At 68.4% G+C, this 16,717-nt stretch carries 15 protein-coding genes and 1 tRNA gene; 2 read left to right on the top strand and 14 right to left on the bottom strand.

Annotated elements, in window-relative coordinates; translation table 11 throughout:
• Position 1: 1 nt before the first annotated feature.
• The 10 genes from rpoB to OG435_RS27200 all read right to left on the bottom strand — a co-directional run bounded on the left by rpoB (position 2) and on the right by OG435_RS27200 (position 10,327).
• Entirely contained in the window at positions 2 to 3,484 is a 3,483-nt protein-coding gene (rpoB, locus tag OG435_RS27245; RefSeq protein WP_266880605.1) for a DNA-directed RNA polymerase subunit beta, read from the bottom strand.
• Between the two features lie 588 nt (positions 3,485 to 4,072).
• A complete protein-coding gene (gene rplL, locus OG435_RS27240) occupies positions 4,073 to 4,456 on the bottom strand; it encodes a 50S ribosomal protein L7/L12 (protein WP_266880604.1) in 384 nt (127 codons plus the stop codon).
• A 110-nt stretch (positions 4,457 to 4,566) separates the two neighbouring features.
• Positions 4,567 to 5,097, bottom strand: coding sequence for a 50S ribosomal protein L10 (gene rplJ, locus OG435_RS27235; protein ID WP_215023401.1), 531 nt, complete (start codon positions 5,095 to 5,097; stop codon positions 4,567 to 4,569).
• A 363-nt stretch (positions 5,098 to 5,460) separates the two neighbouring features.
• On the bottom strand, positions 5,461 to 6,279 hold the full coding sequence (locus tag OG435_RS27230; protein ID WP_266880603.1) for a hypothetical protein: 819 nt from the start codon (positions 6,277 to 6,279) through the stop codon (positions 5,461 to 5,463).
• Positions 6,280 to 6,334: 55 nt separating this feature from the next.
• Positions 6,335 to 7,207: an LppX_LprAFG lipoprotein gene (locus OG435_RS27225; protein ID WP_266880602.1), complete on the bottom strand. Its 873-nt coding sequence runs from the start codon at positions 7,205 to 7,207 to the stop codon at positions 6,335 to 6,337.
• Positions 7,208 to 7,374: 167 nt separating this feature from the next.
• Positions 7,375 to 8,103, bottom strand: a complete 729-nt coding sequence (gene rplA / locus OG435_RS27220; RefSeq protein WP_243333339.1) for a 50S ribosomal protein L1 — start codon at positions 8,101 to 8,103, stop codon at positions 7,375 to 7,377.
• Between the two features lie 86 nt (positions 8,104 to 8,189).
• On the bottom strand, positions 8,190 to 8,624 hold the full coding sequence (rplK, locus tag OG435_RS27215) for a 50S ribosomal protein L11 (protein ID WP_266880601.1): 435 nt from the start codon (positions 8,622 to 8,624) through the stop codon (positions 8,190 to 8,192).
• A 170-nt stretch (positions 8,625 to 8,794) separates the two neighbouring features.
• Positions 8,795 to 9,781, bottom strand: coding sequence for a transcription termination/antitermination protein NusG (gene nusG / locus OG435_RS27210; protein WP_266880600.1), 987 nt, complete (start codon positions 9,779 to 9,781; stop codon positions 8,795 to 8,797).
• A gap of 84 nt (positions 9,782 to 9,865) precedes the next feature.
• The gene (gene secE, locus OG435_RS27205; RefSeq protein WP_030298162.1) at positions 9,866 to 10,147 is read right to left on the bottom strand and encodes a preprotein translocase subunit SecE; all 282 of its coding nucleotides are present in this window, start codon (positions 10,145 to 10,147) and stop codon (positions 9,866 to 9,868) included.
• A gap of 107 nt (positions 10,148 to 10,254) precedes the next feature.
• Positions 10,255 to 10,327: transfer RNA gene (locus OG435_RS27200), tRNA-Trp, on the bottom strand.
• A 191-nt stretch (positions 10,328 to 10,518) separates the two neighbouring features.
• On the opposite strand from OG435_RS27200, the gene OG435_RS27195 reads away from it, so the two are divergent.
• Both OG435_RS27195 and OG435_RS27190 read left to right on the top strand, forming a co-directional pair.
• A complete protein-coding gene (locus tag OG435_RS27195) occupies positions 10,519 to 11,745 on the top strand; it encodes a pyridoxal phosphate-dependent aminotransferase (RefSeq protein ID WP_266880599.1) in 1,227 nt (408 codons plus the stop codon).
• Positions 11,746 to 11,998: 253 nt separating this feature from the next.
• On the top strand, positions 11,999 to 13,018 hold the full coding sequence (locus OG435_RS27190) for an adenosine deaminase (protein WP_266880598.1): 1,020 nt from the start codon (positions 11,999 to 12,001) through the stop codon (positions 13,016 to 13,018).
• Between the two features lie 46 nt (positions 13,019 to 13,064).
• On the opposite strand, the gene OG435_RS27185 is transcribed toward OG435_RS27190, so the two are convergent.
• The 4 genes from OG435_RS27185 to OG435_RS27170 form a co-directional block, all read right to left on the bottom strand.
• Positions 13,065 to 13,481, bottom strand: coding sequence for a hypothetical protein (locus OG435_RS27185; protein ID WP_266880597.1), 417 nt, complete (start codon positions 13,479 to 13,481; stop codon positions 13,065 to 13,067).
• A gap of 17 nt (positions 13,482 to 13,498) precedes the next feature.
• A complete protein-coding gene (locus OG435_RS27180; RefSeq protein WP_266880596.1) occupies positions 13,499 to 14,554 on the bottom strand; it encodes a UDP-N-acetylmuramate dehydrogenase in 1,056 nt (351 codons plus the stop codon).
• Between the two features lie 113 nt (positions 14,555 to 14,667).
• The gene (locus OG435_RS27175) at positions 14,668 to 15,075 is read right to left on the bottom strand and encodes a DUF3291 domain-containing protein (protein ID WP_266880595.1); all 408 of its coding nucleotides are present in this window, start codon (positions 15,073 to 15,075) and stop codon (positions 14,668 to 14,670) included.
• 109 nt (positions 15,076 to 15,184) lie between these two features.
• On the bottom strand, positions 15,185 to 16,693 hold the full coding sequence (locus tag OG435_RS27170) for a DHA2 family efflux MFS transporter permease subunit (RefSeq protein ID WP_266880594.1): 1,509 nt from the start codon (positions 16,691 to 16,693) through the stop codon (positions 15,185 to 15,187).
• Positions 16,694 to 16,717 lie beyond the last annotated feature (24 nt).

Raw genomic sequence — 16,717 nt, 5'->3', positions numbered from 1 at the left:
GTCAGACCTCTTCGACGCTGCTCGGCTCGCGCCGGGACAGGTCGATACCGAGCTCCTCCGCCGCGCGGAAGACGTCCTCGTCGGTGTCGCGCATCTCGATGGACATGCCGTCCGAGGACAGCACCTCCACGTTGAGGCAGAGCGACTGCATTTCCTTGATGAGCACCTTGAAGGACTCGGGAATGCCCGGCTCGGGGATGTTCTCGCCCTTGACGATGGCCTCGTAGACCTTCACGCGGCCGGTCACGTCATCGGACTTGATGGTCAGGAGCTCCTGGAGGGCGTAAGCGGCGCCATAAGCCTCGAGCGCCCACACCTCCATCTCACCGAAGCGCTGGCCACCGAACTGCGCCTTACCACCCAGCGGCTGCTGCGTGATCATCGAGTACGGACCGGTCGACCGAGCGTGGAGCTTGTCATCGACCAGGTGGTGGAGCTTCAGGATGTACATGTAGCCGACCGAGACCGGCTCCGGGAACGGCTCGCCGGAGCGGCCGTCGAACAGACGCGCCTTGCCGGACGGGAGGACCAGGCGGTCCCCGTCGCGGTTCGGGATCGTGTGCTCGAAGAGGCCGGAGATCTCGTCCTCACGGGCACCGTCGAACACCGGGGTGGCGACGTTGGTACCGGGCTCGACGCGGTCGGCGCCGATGACCTTCAGTCGCTCGGCCCACTCCTCCGCGAGGCCGGAGACGTCCCAGCCGCGGCTGGCGAGCCAGCCGAGGTGGATCTCCAGGACCTGTCCCGGGTTCATTCGGGACGGGACACCCAGCGGGTTCAGGATGATGTCGACCGGCGTGCCGTCCTCAAGGAAGGGCATGTCCTCGATCGGAAGGATCTTGGAGATGACACCCTTGTTGCCGTGGCGGCCGGCGAGCTTGTCACCGTCGGTGATCTTGCGCTTCTGGGCGACGTAGACGCGGACCAGCTGGTTCACGCCCGGGGGAAGCTCGTCGCCCTCCTCGCGGTCGAAGACGCGGACACCGATGACCTTGCCGATCTCACCGTGAGGAACCTTGAGCGAGGTGTCACGCACCTCGCGGGCCTTCTCACCGAAGATCGCGCGGAGCAGGCGCTCTTCCGGGGTCAGCTCGGTCTCGCCCTTGGGCGTGACCTTTCCGACCAGGATGTCGCCGGCGACTACGTCCGCACCGATGCGGATGATGCCGCGCTCGTCGAGGTCCGCCAGGACCTCCTCGGAGACGTTCGGGATGTCCCGGGTGATCTCCTCGGGGCCCAGCTTGGTGTCACGGGCATCGACCTCGTGCTCCTCGATGTGGATCGAGGAGAGGACGTCGTCCTGTACGAGGCGCTGCGACAGGATGATCGCGTCCTCGTAGTTGTGACCTTCCCAGGGCATGAACGCGACGAGCAGGTTCTTGCCGAGGGCCATTTCGCCCTCTTCGGTCGCAGGCCCGTCAGCGAGGACCTGGGACTCGATGATCCGGTCACCCTCGTTGACGATGACCTTCTGGTTGACCGAGGTGCCCTGGTTAGAGCGGGAGAACTTGGCGACGCGGTACGTGGTGTACGTGCCGTCGTCGTTGGCGACGGTGATGTAGTCGGCCGAGACCTCCTGGACGACACCGTCCTTCTCCGCACGGATCGAGTCACCGGCGTCGACCGCACAGCGGTACTCCATGCCGGTGCCGACGAGCGGCGCCTCCGCCTTGATGAGCGGAACGGCCTGGCGCATCATGTTCGCGCCCATGAGGGCACGGTTGGCGTCGTCGTGCTCCAGGAAGGGGATCATCGCGGTGGCGACGGACACCATCTGGCGCGGGGAGACGTCCATGTAGTCGACGTCGTCGCCGGCGATGTAGTCGATCTCGCCGCCACGACGGCGAACCAGTACGCGGTTCTCCGTGAAGCGCATCTCGTCGGACAGGCCGGCGTTGGCCTGGGCGATGACGAAGCGGTCTTCCTCGTCGGCCGTCAGGTAGTCGACCTCGTCGGTGACGACACCGTCGATGACCTTGCGGTACGGGGTCTCGACGAAACCGAACGCGTTGACGCGACCGTAGGACGCGAGCGAGCCGATCAGACCGATGTTCGGGCCTTCAGGGGTCTCGATCGGGCACATGCGGCCGTAGTGCGACGGGTGAACGTCTCGGACCTCGAAGCCGGCCCGCTCACGGGACAGACCACCCGGGCCAAGCGCCGACAGACGGCGCTTGTGGGTGAGACCCGACAGCGGGTTGTTCTGGTCCATGAACTGCGACAGCTGGCTGGTGCCGAAGAACTCCTTGATGGAGGCGACGACCGGCCGGATGTTGATCAGGGTCTGCGGCGTGATCGCCTCGACGTCCTGGGTCGTCATCCGCTCGCGGACGACGCGCTCCATACGAGCCAGACCCGTACGGACCTGGTTCTGGATGAGCTCGCCGACGTTGCGCAGACGACGGTTGCCGAAGTGGTCGATGTCGTCGGTCTCGACGACGATCGAACGACCCGACTCACCGACGGTCTCGGTCTCACCGGCGTGCAGCTTGACCAGGTACTTGATGGTCGCGATGACGTCGTCGGTGGTGAGCACGCCGGCGTCCAGCGGCTCGTCCGCGCCGAGCTTCTTGTTCACCTTGTAGCGGCCGACCTTCGCGAGGTCGTAGCGCTTCGGGTTGAAGTAGAGGTTCTCGAGCAGCGTCTGAGCGGCCTCGCGGGTCGGCGGTTCGCCCGGACGCAGCTTGCGGTAGATGTCGAGCAGCGCGTCGTCCTGCCCCTGGGTGTGGTCCTTCTCCAGGGTGGCGCGCATGGACTCGTACTCGCCGAACTCCTCGAGGATCTGCTCGGTGGTCCAGCCGAGAGCCTTCAGGAGGACGGTGACGGACTGCTTGCGCTTGCGGTCGATGCGAACACCGACCATGTCGCGCTTGTCGATCTCCATCTCGAGCCAGGCACCCCGGGAAGGGATGATCTTGGCGGCGAAGATGTCCTTGTCGGACGTCTTGTCGATGGAGGAGTCGAAGTAGACACCGGGGGAACGGACAAGCTGCGACACGACGACACGCTCGGTGCCGTTGATGACGAAGGTGCCCTTGTTGGTCATGAGCGGGAAATCGCCCATGAAGACCGTCTGAGACTTGATCTCTCCGGTCTCGTTGTTCGTGAACTCGGCAGTGACGAAAAGCGGCGCCGCGTACGTGAAGTCGCGGTCCTTGCACTCGTCGACCGAGTTCTTCGCCGGCTCGAAACGGTGGTCGCGGAACGTCAGCGACATCGACCCGGAGAAGTCCTCGATCGGCGAGATCTCCTCGAAGATCTCTTCCAGACCGGACTTGGTGGGAACGTCCTGTCCGCTCTCAAGCGCCGACTCGACGCGAGACTTCCAGGCGGCGTTACCGAGCAGCCAGTCAAAGCTCTCGGTCTGCAGCGCCAGGAGGTTCGGAACCTCGAGGGGCTCCTTGATCTTTGCAAAGGAGATGCGCAGCGGGGCGGTGCTGGCACCGTTGTTCGTATTGGTCGAGGCGTTGCGCGAGGCGGCCAAGAGGGGGTCCTTCCGAGGGCTCGGACTCACTACGCGCGTACCGGTCCCAGCTGACACAGAAGACAAGCGCCCCCCATCTGGTCAAAAGGACCAGCTCAGGGCCGTTCAATCAAGTGTGCTCATGCGTGGGCATGCCCCTGGCGACGGGCAGGGGGCAGCTAACAGGCAGCGCAAAGGGTCAGTGTAGCCACTAGGCTCACTGATGTCCAGACCAGGTTTCCGGAAACCGGCAACAGGCCTTCCCCATGTCGTTGAAACAACCGCGTGTCCCGCTCGGCTCGCATACGGAGCGCGTAGCAGTACTGCCCTCTTCGTAGTCGATCCATGCCCGATACGGACCCGATCCATGCCTCGGATCTCGGATCGGGCCTGCCGATCTCACGACGGATCTGAGAATTGCGCGCCGCGTCCAGTTCGTCAAGGCCCCCTGCTCCGAGCGGATCATCGAAGGACCCTGCCGCAGAGCAACGAAGATCACCCTACTCCCCAACGAGACTGGGGCAAGTCAGGCACTCCGGGTACGCCAAAGGGCGACCACCCTTACGGGTGATCGCCCTTGGAATGGGTCCCAGAAGGGCCCCAGAGGTGTTACTTGACGGTCACAGACGCGCCGGCAGCCTTGAGGGACTCGGCAGCCTTGTCAGCGGCCTCCTTGGCGACCTTCTCGAGGATCGGCTTCGGAGCGCCGTCGACGAGGTCCTTGGCCTCCTTGAGGCCCAGGGAGGTGAGCTCGCGCACGACCTTGATGACCTGGATCTTCTTGTCGCCGGCACCCTCGAGGATGACGTCGAACTCGTCCTGCTCCTCAGCGGCCTCGGGGGCAGCGCCACCGGCGGCGGGGCCGGCAACGGCGACGGCCGCGGCGGCGGTGACGTCGAACTTCTCCTCGAACGCCTTCACGAACTCGGAGAGCTCGATGAGGGTGAGCTCCTCGAACTGAGCGAGCAGGTCTTCCTGGCTGAGCTTCGCCATGATGGGCGATCCTTCCACTAAATCGGCAGGTGCCGGATGTATATAGAGGCGGGCGTAACGGCCCGCTTTGACCCACGCACTAGGCGGCGTGGATCAGTGCGCGAGCCGAATTACTCGGCACCGCCCTGCTCGGCGAGCTTGACGCGAAGCGCTTCCGCAGTGCGGACGAACTTCGACGGCAGCGCCTGGAAGAGCGAGGCAGCCTGAGACTGCTTGCCCTTGAACGCGCCGGCCAGCTTGCTGAGCAGAACCTCGCGGGACTCGAGGTCCGCAAGCTTCTTGATCTCATCGGCGGTGAGCGCCTTACCATCAAGGACACCCGCCTTGATGATGAGGTTCGGGTTTTCCTTGGCGAAGTCACGCAGGCTCTTCGCCGACTCCACCGGGTCACCGGTGATGAAGGCGACCGCGGTGGGACCAGCGAAGTGCTCGTCCAGCGCGGTGATCCCGGCCTGGTTGGCCGCAATCTTGGTCAGCGTGTTCTTCACCACGGCGTACTGGGCGTTCTCACCGAGAGAGCGACGCAGCGTCTTGAGCTGCGCGACGGTGAGACCCCGGTACTCGGTCAGCACGGCGGCGTTCGAGTCGCGGAACTGGTCCGTGAGCTCGGCTACCGCGGCAGCCTTGTTGGGCGTCGGCATAGTGCGTCGGCCTCCTTCCGGGTGATGAGGACCGCTCAGAAGGGGCATAAACACGAAACGCCCCGGCGCAGGCGCCAGGGCGTAGCTCAACCGAAAGCGAGTTTCGGGAACTTTCCTTGAACACCTGCGCAGGACGTCCGCAGTTAGCGGATCCTTCGGCCACCGCACCCTCGCGGGCACGGCAACGACCAGCGGTCTTTGGCTTCTCCGGAAGAGTACGGGAACCACCCGATGAGGAGCAAATCCGCCCCTCGGGGACCTCGTCGGGCCCCCCTCGGGACCCCCCTCGGGACCCCCCTCGGCGCCGTCGGACCCGCCGGGGCCCTGGCGGCCCGATCCCCTGCCAGGGCCCCTGTCCGGGGCTCAGCGCCCCATGACTTCGTCGAAGTCCACGGTGTCCCCCGCGGGCGGCTCAGTGACCGCGGGAGCCGTACCGAAGGCGGAGAAGGTCGCCTTCGTCTGCAGGGGACCGTTCTCGGGTCCCGTCTCCGTGGACTCGTAGCGGACGGGGTAGCCGTCCTTGCCGATCCACACGTCGACGCGGAGCTCCTTGATCTCCTTGACCGCTTCGTGGAGGTACTGGCGGTTCTTCTCCTCCATGACCTTCGTCGCCTCGTCCGCCTTCAGTAGCTCGGGGCCGGTGAGGATCGCCTTGTAGTGCTGGGTCTCGATCCCGTCGGCCTGCTCGGCGCCCACGTAGCGGACGGTGTCCTGTCCGAGGAGCATCGCGAGGTACTCGGCCGGGTCCTCGCCCCGCCGCGCGGTCTTCTTCCCGTCCGCGGCCAGGTCCATCTTCATCCAGGACTTGCCCTTCAGGGGCTTGTCCAGCTTGGTCCAGATGACCTCGCCGATCATGACCGACCGCTTGTCGGCTCCGTCGCGCTTCAGCAGCATGTCGTGGCTGTACGGGTACCAGCCCTTGGCCCCGGACTGGCCCGAGATCTTGCCGGCCGGGTCGGTGGTCGTCAGCTCGACCTTGGCGGACTTGGCGGCGACCGTCTTGAGGTAGGCCGCCTTCACCGCCTCCTCGGGCTTCGGGGGCCCGGCCGCCTCGGTCTTCGTCCCGGAGCCACCGCCCTTGCCCGTGGCGGGCCCGTCCGCGCCGCATGCCGCGAGACCGCTCACGAGCAGTGCGACGCCCGCCAGGGCGGCACCGCTCCGCATCCGGACACTCTTGTTCATTACGTGCTCCCCCATGGAAGAAGACCTTGTTCCTCGTGCGCGCCTGACCCGGGGGTCAGCTTCCGCCCGAGCCCTTCATCATTTCGGCGAGGTCGACGACCTGGTCGGCGGGCGGCGCGGCCACCTCGACCGGCTGGTTGTAGTCCAGGAACTTGATGGTCGTGTCCATCGGACCCTTGGCCGCGTCGGCGCGGGTACGGACCTGCTTGGTGTGGTCCGATGCGTCGATCCACATGTCCAGGGCCAGGCTCTTCACGCCCTGCGCCTCCAGAGCCGTGACGGACTGCTCCTGACGCTTCTTGGCCTCGGGCGTCGCGGAGGCCAGCGCGGCCCTCAGTTCGTCGAGGGTGACCGTGCCGCTGAGGTGCTTGGTCTTCACCCCGTCGATGGTCTCCTCGCCGACGAGCTTGAGGTCCTTGGCCCTGAGGAGCTCACCGGCCCGGTCGCCGGGGTTCTCGCCGGTCTTGCTCGCCGTGCCGCCGGCGCTGTTCAGCTGCTCCGCCATGACCGGGTCCAGGCTCTTCGTGTCGAACTTGATCCACTTGCCCTCGGAGCCGATGAACATCACCTGGTCGAGGAGCCGGATCTCGGCCTTCTGCCCGCCCTCGCCCGAGGTGGCCATGTTCATCGACATGGCCACCGACGGCTTGAGCCGCATGGACACGTCTCCGGAGAACTGCTCGCCCTGCGCGGTGCCCGTCATCGAGTAGCGCAGGGAGGTGATCTCCTCCGACTTCGCCTTGACCTTCTCCAGGTAGGCGGCCGGGGTCACCTCCACGGCGCCCTTCGCGGAGCCCTGGGAGGCCGCCGCCTTCCCGGTGCCGTCCTTCTGCCCGCTCTCGCACGCCGTGGCTCCGGCCACGAGCAGTACGGCGGCCAGCGCGGCCCCGGCGGTCTTCTTACGGTTGTCGTTGCGGTACGCGAACAAGAGTCCCCACCCCTGATGTGATCGTTTCTGGTGATCCGACCCTACTGGTTGGTAGTCCGGTCACTTCGCGATTTCCGGTGTGCAACGCAGAACGGGCCCTTCTCCCCCGGGAAAGGGGGCGAAGGGCCCGTTCGGGCAACTTCAGCGGGCCGTCAGGCCCGGATCGGTCAGACCGCGGCCGGGTCTTCCTCGACGAGGAGGTTCCGGGTGCGGTTGGAGTCCAGCAGGATGCCGGGACCCATCGTGGTGCTGAGGGCAGCCTTCTTGATGTAGCGGCCCTTCGCGGCGGACGGCTTCAGACGAAGGATCTCGTCCAGGGCCGCGCCGTAGTTCTCGACCAGCTGCTCATCGGAGAAGGAGACCTTGCCGATGATGAAGTGCAGGTTCGAGTGCTTGTCGACGCGGAACTCGATCTTGCCACCCTTGATCTCGGTGACAGCCTTCGCGACGTCCATGGTGACGGTGCCGGTCTTCGGGTTCGGCATCAGGCCACGGGGACCGAGCACGCGGCCGAGGCGGCCGACCTTGCCCATGAGGTCCGGCGTGGCGACAACGGCGTCGAACTCGTTGAGGCGGTTGCCCTTGGCGATCTCGTTGATGAGCTCGTCGTCGCCGACAATGTCGGCGCCGGCGGCTTCCGCGGCCGCAGCACGGTCACCGGTCGCGAAGACCAGGACCCGGGCGGTCTTGCCGGTGCCGTGCGGGAGGTTCACGGTGCCGCGGACCATCTGGTCGGCCTTGCGCGGGTCTACACCCAGGCGGAAGGCGACCTCGACGGTGCCGTCGAACTTCGTGGTGGAGGTCTCCTTGGCGAGACGGACGGCCTCGAGCGGGGCGTACTGCTTCTCCCGGTCGACCTTGGCGTCCGCAGCGCGGAGAGTCTTGCTGCGCTTCACTTCTGCTCCTGTGTTGTGGCTTCAGGTGTGGAGTCGTGGTGCGGACCAGCGCTTGGCCCTACCACTGTGGTGCTGGGGTGGCTGAATCAGCCTTCGACCGTGATGCCCATCGAACGCGCGGTGCCGGCGATGATCTTCTCGGCCGCGTCGATGTCGTTGGCGTTCAGGTCAGGCATCTTGAGCGTGGCGATCTCGCGAACCTGGTCACGCGTAAGCTTCGCGACCTTCGTCTTGTGCGGCTCGCCAGAGCCCTTCTCCACGCCGGCGCTCTTCAGGATGAGGCGCGCGGCCGGCGGCGTCTTGGTGATGAAGGTGAAGGAGCGGTCGTCGTAGACCGTGATCTCCACCGGCACGACCATGCCACGCTGCGACTCGGTCGCGGCGTTGTAGGCCTTGCAGAACTCCATGATGTTGACGCCGTGCTGACCGAGCGCGGGGCCGACCGGCGGAGCCGGGTTGGCCGCGCCGGCCTTGATCTGGAGCTTGATAAGCCCCGTGACCTTCTTCTTCTTGGGAGGCATTGCTCTCTCCGGGTCCTAGTGAGAGTTTTCGCCGCCAATCCGGTCATCCGGATGGAGGCATACCGCACTACGATAACGGGTATCGGTGCGAGGCTGAAAACCGAGCAGGTCAGACCGCCCGCAAGGGGGCAATCTGACCTGTCCGGAAGCGTGTGCCAGAAGGCTGTGGATCAGTTCTTCTGGATCTGGTCGAAGCTGAGCTCGACCGGGGTCTCGCGGCCGAAGATCTCGACGAGACCCTTGACCTTCTTCGAGTCCGGGTTGATCTCGTTGATGGTCGCCTGCAGCGTCGCGAACGGGCCGTCGGTGACGGTGACCGAGTCGCCGACCTCGAAGTCCAGGACCTCGATGGCGCGCTTGACGGCGGGCGCCGGCAGGCCGGCCTCTTCCGCTGCCAGCTTGGCGGCCTTCTCCTGCAGCTCCGGAGCGAGCATCTTGACGATCTCGTCCAGGGTCAGCGGGTACGGGTCGTACGCGTTGCCCACGAAGCCGGTGACGCCGGGGGTGTTGCGGACGACGCCCCAGGACTCGTTCGTCAGATCCATGCGGACGAGAACGTAACCGGGCAGCTTGTTCTGCCGGACGTTCTTGCGCTCGCCGTTCTTGATCTGGACGATCTCTTCCTCGGGCACCTCGGCCTGGTAGATGAAGTCCTCGACGTTGAGCGAGACGGCGCGCTGCTCCAGGTTGGCCTTCACGCGCTTCTCGTAGCCGGCGTAGGTGTGGATGACGTACCACTCGCCGGGCAGGAGGCGCAGCTCTTCGCGCAGGGCCTGGATGGGGTCGACGGGCTCCGCGGGCTCGACGTCGGCGGCCTCGACGGCCTCGGCGTCGTCCTCGTCGGAGGCCTCTTCGTCGGCGTCGTCCTCGTCGGAGGCCTCTTCGTCGGCGTCGTCCTCGTCGGAGGCGTCCTCGTCGGACTCCTCGGCGTCGTCGGACTCGTCGTCGTCGGCCTCTTCGGCCTCCGCGTCGTCCTCGGCCTCGGCGTCGACCTCACCCTCGACGTGCAGCGCGGCCTCTTCGGCGGCGACACCCGCCTCGGCGTCGGCGAGCTCGGCCTCGTCGGGGTCCACAGCGTCTGCAGCCTCGACGATGTCGAGCGCGTCCTCGACGGACTCGACGGAGTCGGGGCTCGCGTTCAGGTTCGGGTCAGACACGGTGGCTGCTTCTTCCTGGATACAAAAGGTGGTCGAACATGCGAAAACGGGCGGCACCCATCAAGGCGCCGCCCTCCGCGGGGATCAGCCGAAGACGAACTTGATGGCTTCCTGGAACCCATAGTCAATCACGGTCACCAGACCGATCATGATGACGACGAAGACAATCACCACAGTGGTGTACGTCGTCAGCTGGTTGCGAGTGGGCCATACAACCTTGCGGAGTTCCGCGACGATCTGGCGGTAGAACAGCGCGAGACGACCCAGAGGGCCCTTCTTGCCGCGCTTGCCGCCCTTGCGGGCCTTCTTCTCGCGAGTGTCATCCTCGGCGTCAGGCATGTCGATGGAGCCCAGGGCGTCCGTCACGTCTCTCACCTGAATCCGGGTCGTGGCCGTAGCCGCGCCCGGTTGCGCCGCACGGCACTGCATCTAAGTACGTACCTGCGCACACACGTCCGAGAAGGAGTGTGGAGCAGGGCCGGAGGGACTCGAACCCCCAACCGCTGGTTTTGGAGACCAGTGCTCTACCAATTGAGCTACGACCCTTTGCGTGTCCCAACCTACCGCATCCAGACGAGTGCACGGTGTGCTCACGCTCTGCAGCGGTTGACTTGGGCCAACGACGGTTGAGTGTACGTGGTCCGGGCCCTGACGTCGAACAGCACCGTCCGGAGAGCGGCCGTCCGGTAACTGAAACGGAGTGCGGCGCTCGTTTCGCGTCTGGGACGATTGGCCGCATGACCTCTGAAACGCCTTCCGCCGAGCGCCGCGTATCCGCCCGTATCGGTGCCATCTCCGAGTCCGCCACCCTCGCCGTCGACGCCAAGGCCAAGGCCCTCAAGGCCGCCGGGCGTCCGGTGATCGGTTTCGGAGCCGGTGAGCCCGACTTCCCGACCCCGGACTACATCGTCGACGCCGCGGTCGAGGCCTGCCGCAACCCCAAGTACCACCGCTACACGCCGGCCGGCGGTCTGCCCGAGCTGAAGGCCGCCATCGCCGCGAAGACGCTGCGCGACTCCGGCTACGAGGTCGACGCGTCCCAGGTGCTGGTGACCAACGGCGGCAAGCAGGCGATCTACGAGGCGTTCGCGGCCATCCTGGACCCGGGTGACGAGGTCATCGTCCCGGCGCCGTACTGGACCACGTACCCGGAGTCGATCCGGCTCGCCGGCGGTGTCCCGGTCGAGGTCGTGGCCGACGAGACCACCGGTTACCGGGTCTCCGTCGAGCAGCTCGAGGCGGCCCGCACCGAGCGTACGAAGGTCGTCCTCTTCGTCTCCCCGTCGAACCCGACCGGCGCCGTCTACTCCGAGGCGGACGCCGAGGCGATCGGCCGCTGGGCCGTCGAGAAGGGCCTGTGGGTCCTGACCGACGAGATCTACGAGCACCTGGTCTACGGCGACGCGAAGTTCGTCTCCCTCCCGGCGATCGTCCCCGAGCTGGCCGACAAGTGCATCATCGTCAACGGCGTCGCCAAGACGTACGCCATGACCGGCTGGCGGGTGGGCTGGGTCATCGGCCCGAAGGACGTGGTCAAGGCCGCGACCAACCTCCAGTCGCACGCCACCTCCAACGTCTCCAACGTGGCCCAGGTCGCGGCGCTGGCCGCCGTCTCCGGCAACCTGGACGCCGTCCACGCGATGCGCACCGCCTTCGACCGCCGCCGCCAGACGATGGTGCGGATGCTGAACGAGATCGACGGCGTCTTCTGCCCGACCCCCGAGGGCGCCTTCTACGTCTACCCGGCGGTCAAGGACGTCCTCGGCAAGGAGATCCGCGGCAAGCGCCCGCAGACCTCCGTCGAGCTCGCGGCCCTGATCCTGGACGAGGCCGAGGTCGCGGTCGTCCCGGGCGAGGCCTTCGGCACCCCCGGCTACCTGCGCCTCTCCTACGCCCTGGGCGACGAGGACCTGGTCGAGGGCGTCTCCCGCATCCAGAAGCTCCTGGCGGAGGCCAAGGCCTAAGCCTCCGGCGGCTGCGAAACCCCGTCCTGAGCGGCGTCTCCCCCACCCGGGGAGCCGCCGCTCAGGCGTTCTCCGGCCGCGCATCCGGGCCGACGCCGGCCGCATCCAGCCCCTCCGGCGTTTGAGGAGCGGGGTCCGCGCAGCAGCGGCCCGGCGCCCCGCCCCTCCCCCGGACCCAGAATTTACGTTCGGGCAAGCCCCCGTTCAGGGAATCGGGCTGCAGGCCGAGGCGGATGTGCGGCAGGATCAACAAATGGAGCACGTACGAGACCTCACGCTTCTGCCCAAGGCCCACCTCCACCTGCACTTCACCGGCTCGATGCGCCCGTCGACCCTGCTGGAGCTCGCCGACAAGTACGGCGTCCGCCTCCCGGACGCCCTCACCTCAGGCGAGCCACCGAAGCTCCGCGCCACGGACGAACGCGGCTGGTTCCGCTTCCAGCGGCTCTACGACGCCGCCCGCTCCTGCCTCCGCGAGCCCGACGACATCCGCCGCCTGGTCCGCGAGGCCGCGGAGGAGGACGTGCGCGACGGCAGCGGGTGGCTGGAGATCCAGGTGGATCCCACCTCCTACGCCCCCCTCCTCGGCGGGATGATCCCGGCCGTCGAGATCATCCTCGACGCCGTGGACGCCGCCTCCCGCGAGACCGGCCTCGGCATGCGCGTCGTCATCGCCGCCAACCGCATGAAGCACCCCCTGGACGCCCGCACGCTGGCCCGGCTCGCCGTCCGCTACGCCGACCGCGGCATCGTCGGCTTCGGCCTCTCCAACGACGAGCGCCGCGGCATGGCCCGCGACTTCGACCGGGCCTTCGCGATCGCCCGCGAGGGCGGACTGCTCGCGGCCCCGCACGGCGGGGAGCTCACCGGCCCGTCCTCCGTCCGCGACTGCCTCGACGATCTGCACGCCGCCCGCATCGGGCACGGCGTACGGGCCGCCGAGGATCCCCGCCTGCTCAAACGGCTCGCCGACCGGCAGATCACCTGCGAGGTCTGCCCGGCCTCCAACGTCGCCCTCGGGGTGTACGAGCGCCACGAGGACGTCCCGCTGCGCACCCTCTTCGAGGCCGGGGTCCCGATGGCCCTCGGTGCGGACGACCCGCTGCTCTTCGGGTCCCGGCTCGCGGCCCAGTACGAGATCGCCCGCGAGCACCACGCCTTCACGGACGCGGAGCTGGCCGAGCTGGCCCGCCAGTCGGTGCGCGGCAGCGCGGCGCCCGCCGACGTACAGGACAAGCTGCTGGCCGGGATCGACCACTGGGTCGCCTCGTAGCGGCGCGCGTCGGCGCCCGTCGGCACCCGTCGGGCGAGGCAGCGCCTCAGCGCGTGAGCCGCAGGTCGCCCTCGTGGCAGTCGGCCCGCACCCGCGCGCCGTCCGGGAAGCCGATCTCCAGGTGGGTGCGCCCCTGCGCGGGCAGGGCGAACTCGGCGACCGATTCCACGGTGTCGCCGAGGTGGCGCAGGAAGGGGTGGTCCCCGAGGTCCTCACCGACCTCGATGCGGCCCCACTCCCCCATGTCGTAGGGCTCGTGCGGCGTCTCGGATTCCACGATCAGGCAGGCGTCGGACCCGGTGGTGATCCGGGTGGACTCGCCATCGCTGTCGAAGAGCCAGACGTCGAGGGGCGCCTCGGAGCGTTCGCCGTCGCTGATGTGCCAGGACGCGACGACCCTTCGGATCGTGCGTCCCACCAGCCGGGTGGGGTCCGTACCGGCCCCGTGCAGGGGACAGAGCATGGGCGGGCCGGGACTCCTCAGATGCTGACGCCGACCGTCACCGGCTCGTTGACCAGGGTGACGCCGAAGGCCGCGTGGACGCCCGCGACGACCTCGCGGGCCAGGACGAGGAGGTCTTCGGTGGTGGCCTCGCCCCGGTTGGTGAGGGCGAGGGTGTGCTTGGTGGAGATGCGGGCGGGGCCGTCGCCGTAGCCCTTGGTGAAGCCGGCCTTGTCGATCAGCCAGGCCGCGCTGGTCTTCGTACGGCCCTCGCCTGCCGGGTACGCGGGCGGGGCGGTGTCGGGGCCGAGCCGCTCCTGGGCGCGGGCGAGGAAGGCGGCGTACGCCTCGTCGCCGAGGATCGGGTTGTGGAAGAAGGAGCCGGCCGACCAGGTGTCGTGGTCGGCGGGGTCGAGGACCATGCCCTTGCCCGCGCGCAGCCGCAGGACGGTCTCCCGTGCCTGCGCCGCGGGGACCCGGTCGCCGGCCTCGACGCCGAGGGCGCGGGCGGTCTCGGGGTACTTGACCGGCGCCGACAGGCCGCCCGCGTTCTCCAGGGCGAACCGGACGCGCAGGACGACGTACCGGTCGGGCTGGTGCTTGAAGAGGCTGTCGCGGTACGCGAACGCGCAGTCGGCGGCCGGGAGCGTGACCGTCTCCCCGCGCGTGCGGTCGTAGGCGACGACCTCGGTGATCGTGTCGCAGACCTCCTGGCCGTACGCCCCGACGTTCTGGATCGGGGTGGCGCCGGCCGAGCCGGGGATCCCGGCGAGGCATTCGATGCCTGCGAGCCCGGCGTCGACCACGCGGGCCACGGCCTCGCTCCAGTTCTCGCCGGCCGCGAGCTCCAGCCGGGTCCCGTCGAGCACGAACCCGGTGGTCGCGATCCGCAGGGCGGTGCCGTCGAAGCCCTGGTCGCCGATGACCAGGTTGCTGCCGCCGCCGATGACCAGGAGCGGGGTGCCGCTCTCGTCCGCGGCGCGCACGGTGGCGACGACCTCGGCGTCTGTGGTCGCGGTGACCAGCCGGGCGGCGGGGCCGCCGAGCCGGAAGGTGGTCAGCGGGGCGAGGGGGGCGTCGTGGAGTTCCTGCACGTGGACAAGAGTACGGTCCGCGTCCCCACGAGCAGGCGGGGCCACGGACCGTACGCGTACAGGCAGGGCCGTACGGGGCGTCAACGCCCCTGCTTCCTCTCCTACTCCCTCTCCTACTCCCTCTCCTTCTCCCGCTTCGACTCGGCGAGGCGGCGCTCCGCCTCGGCCCAGCTGATGGCGAGCTCGCTCGCCGGGACGGTCCAGAAGACGAACCCGGCCTCCTTCGTGTAGGCGGCGGCCGCCCGGGAGCTGGAACGGTGCGGTTCGCTGCCCGCGAACCGGTACAGCGCGTCCCGGTCCTCCCAGGCGGAGAGGGTCAGGAAGGTGCGGCGCAGGACCCGGGCCCGCAGGGCGACCCCGTGGGCGCCGGGAGCCTTGCGCGTTTGGAGGACGATGCCGGGCGACTTCAGGAAGAACCGCAGCGCTCCGGTCAGGCTCGCGGTCTCGAAGCGGGAGGCCATGATGTAGACCTCGGCGCCGGGGGCGGGCCGGGTGGGCGTGGACCAGGGGATGTCGGGCATGACGGGCCTTTCCTCTCGCGGACGTGTCGTACGGAACTTCGTGCGGCGCGGCGGCTGCGGTCCTCCCCGCCGGCCGCCGCGCGGGCACCGGCCGGCGAGCGGGATCCGCTCAGAGGGCCACCTTTTCGGGGGCACGCCCGCCGCCCGGGGTCGCGCCCCGGCCGTCCGCCGGCAGCCCGTCCGAAGGCAGGGCGTCCGACGCCCGTTCCCCCGTCGGCAGGGACTCCGCGGCCCGGGCCTTCTCCGCGACCCGTCCGGGGAGCAGCAGGGCCAGGACGGCGGCCACGGCGACGGCCGCGCCGCCGATCCACAGGGCGGGGACGGTGCCGTCGGTGAAGGTCTGCCCGGACTGGTAGCCGCCCTGGGCGGAGAAGACGGAGGCGAGGACGGCGACACCGAGGGCTCCGCCGACCTCGCGCAGGGCGCTGTTGGCGCCGGCGGCCTTGCCCTGGTCGGCGGGGGCGACGGTGGACATGAGGGCGTTGGAGGCGGGGGCGAAGAACAGGCCCATCCCGATGCCGCTGATGATCAGCGCGGGGAGCTGGGCGGCGTAGGAGACGTCGGTGCTCAGGATCACGGCGAACCAGCCGAGGCCGATGGCCTGGAGCGTGAGCCCGGCGACCACGACGGGGCGGCTGCCGATCCGGTCCGAGAGGATCCCGGAGATCGGGGCGGCGATCATGGGCATGGCGGTCCAGGGGAGCATGCGCAGCCCGGCTTCGGTGGGCGAGTAGCCGAGGACGCCCTGGAGGAACTGGCTCAGCAGGAAGATCGAGCCGAACATCCCGACGAACATCAGCAGGCTCGCCATGTTGATGCCGAAGAAGCCACGGTCGCGGAAGAGCCGCATGGGCAGCACCGGGTTGGCGTTGCGGAAGCCGTGGTGGATGAACCCGCCGACGAGCGCGGCCCCCACCAGCAGCGAGCTGAGCACGGGAAGGCTGGTCCAGCCGTCGGCATTGGCGTTGACCAGCCCGTAGACGATGCCGAAGAGCCCGCCGCTGATGAGGAGGGTGCCGGGGAGGTCGAGCTTGGCCTGCGGGGCGGTGGACTTGCCGAGCCGCATCCGGGAGAGCGGGATGAGGGCCAGTCCGATCGGGACGTTCAGCCAGAAGATCCACTGCCAGGAGATGTGCTCGGTGAGGCTGCCGCCGATGAGCGGCCCGCTCGCCACGGCGAGGCCGGTGAGGGCTCCGTAGATGCCGAGGGCCATGCCGCGCCGGGCGGCGGGGACGGCGACGGTCAGGAGCGTGAGCGAGAGCGGCATCATGATCGCCGCGCCGACGCCCTGGACGGCCCGGGCGGCGATGAGTTCGTTGATGCCGGGCGACAGGGCCGCGGCGGCGGAGGCGACGGTGAACACGGCCGTACCGGCGATGAAGAGCCGGCGGCGGCCGAACCGGTCACCGAGGGCCGCGCCGAACATGAGCAGGACGGCGAAGGTGAGCGTGTACGCGTTCACCGTCCACTCCAGGTCCTCCAGCTTCCCGCCGAGGTCCTCGCGGATGGACGGGAGGGCGGTGGTGACGACGAGGTTGTCGAGCGCCGCCATGAAGCTGGCGGCTCCGGTGATGACGAGTGCCCAGACCGCGGGCGCACGAAGCTTGGTGTCTTGCACGTTTCCCCCAAAACTAGTTATTGA

Source organism: Streptomyces sp. NBC_01264 (assembly GCF_026340675.1).
Taxonomy (GTDB): Bacteria; Actinomycetota; Actinomycetes; order Streptomycetales; family Streptomycetaceae; genus Streptomyces.
Note: the sequence above shows the minus strand (reverse complement) of the source record. Positions and strands in the feature narration are given on the sequence as shown.

Excerpts from the sequence above, each read along its gene's own strand:
- rplL (WP_266880604.1), bottom strand. The coding sequence starts at position 4,456 with ATGGCGAAGCTCAGCCAGGAAGACCTGCTCGCTCAGTTCGAGGAGCTC.
- OG435_RS27230 (WP_266880603.1), bottom strand. The coding sequence starts at position 6,279 with ATGAACAAGAGTGTCCGGATGCGGAGCGGTGCCGCCCTGGCGGGCGTC.
- OG435_RS27185 (WP_266880597.1), bottom strand. The coding sequence starts at position 13,481 with ATGCTCTGTCCCCTGCACGGGGCCGGTACGGACCCCACCCGGCTGGTG.
- rplJ (WP_215023401.1), bottom strand. The coding sequence starts at position 5,097 with ATGCCGACGCCCAACAAGGCTGCCGCGGTAGCCGAGCTCACGGACCAG.
- OG435_RS27175 (WP_266880595.1), bottom strand. The coding sequence starts at position 15,075 with ATGCCCGACATCCCCTGGTCCACGCCCACCCGGCCCGCCCCCGGCGCC.
- rplK (WP_266880601.1), bottom strand. The coding sequence starts at position 8,624 with ATGCCTCCCAAGAAGAAGAAGGTCACGGGGCTTATCAAGCTCCAGATC.
- OG435_RS27190 (WP_266880598.1), top strand. The coding sequence starts at position 11,999 with ATGGAGCACGTACGAGACCTCACGCTTCTGCCCAAGGCCCACCTCCAC.
- OG435_RS27195 (WP_266880599.1), top strand. The coding sequence starts at position 10,519 with ATGACCTCTGAAACGCCTTCCGCCGAGCGCCGCGTATCCGCCCGTATC.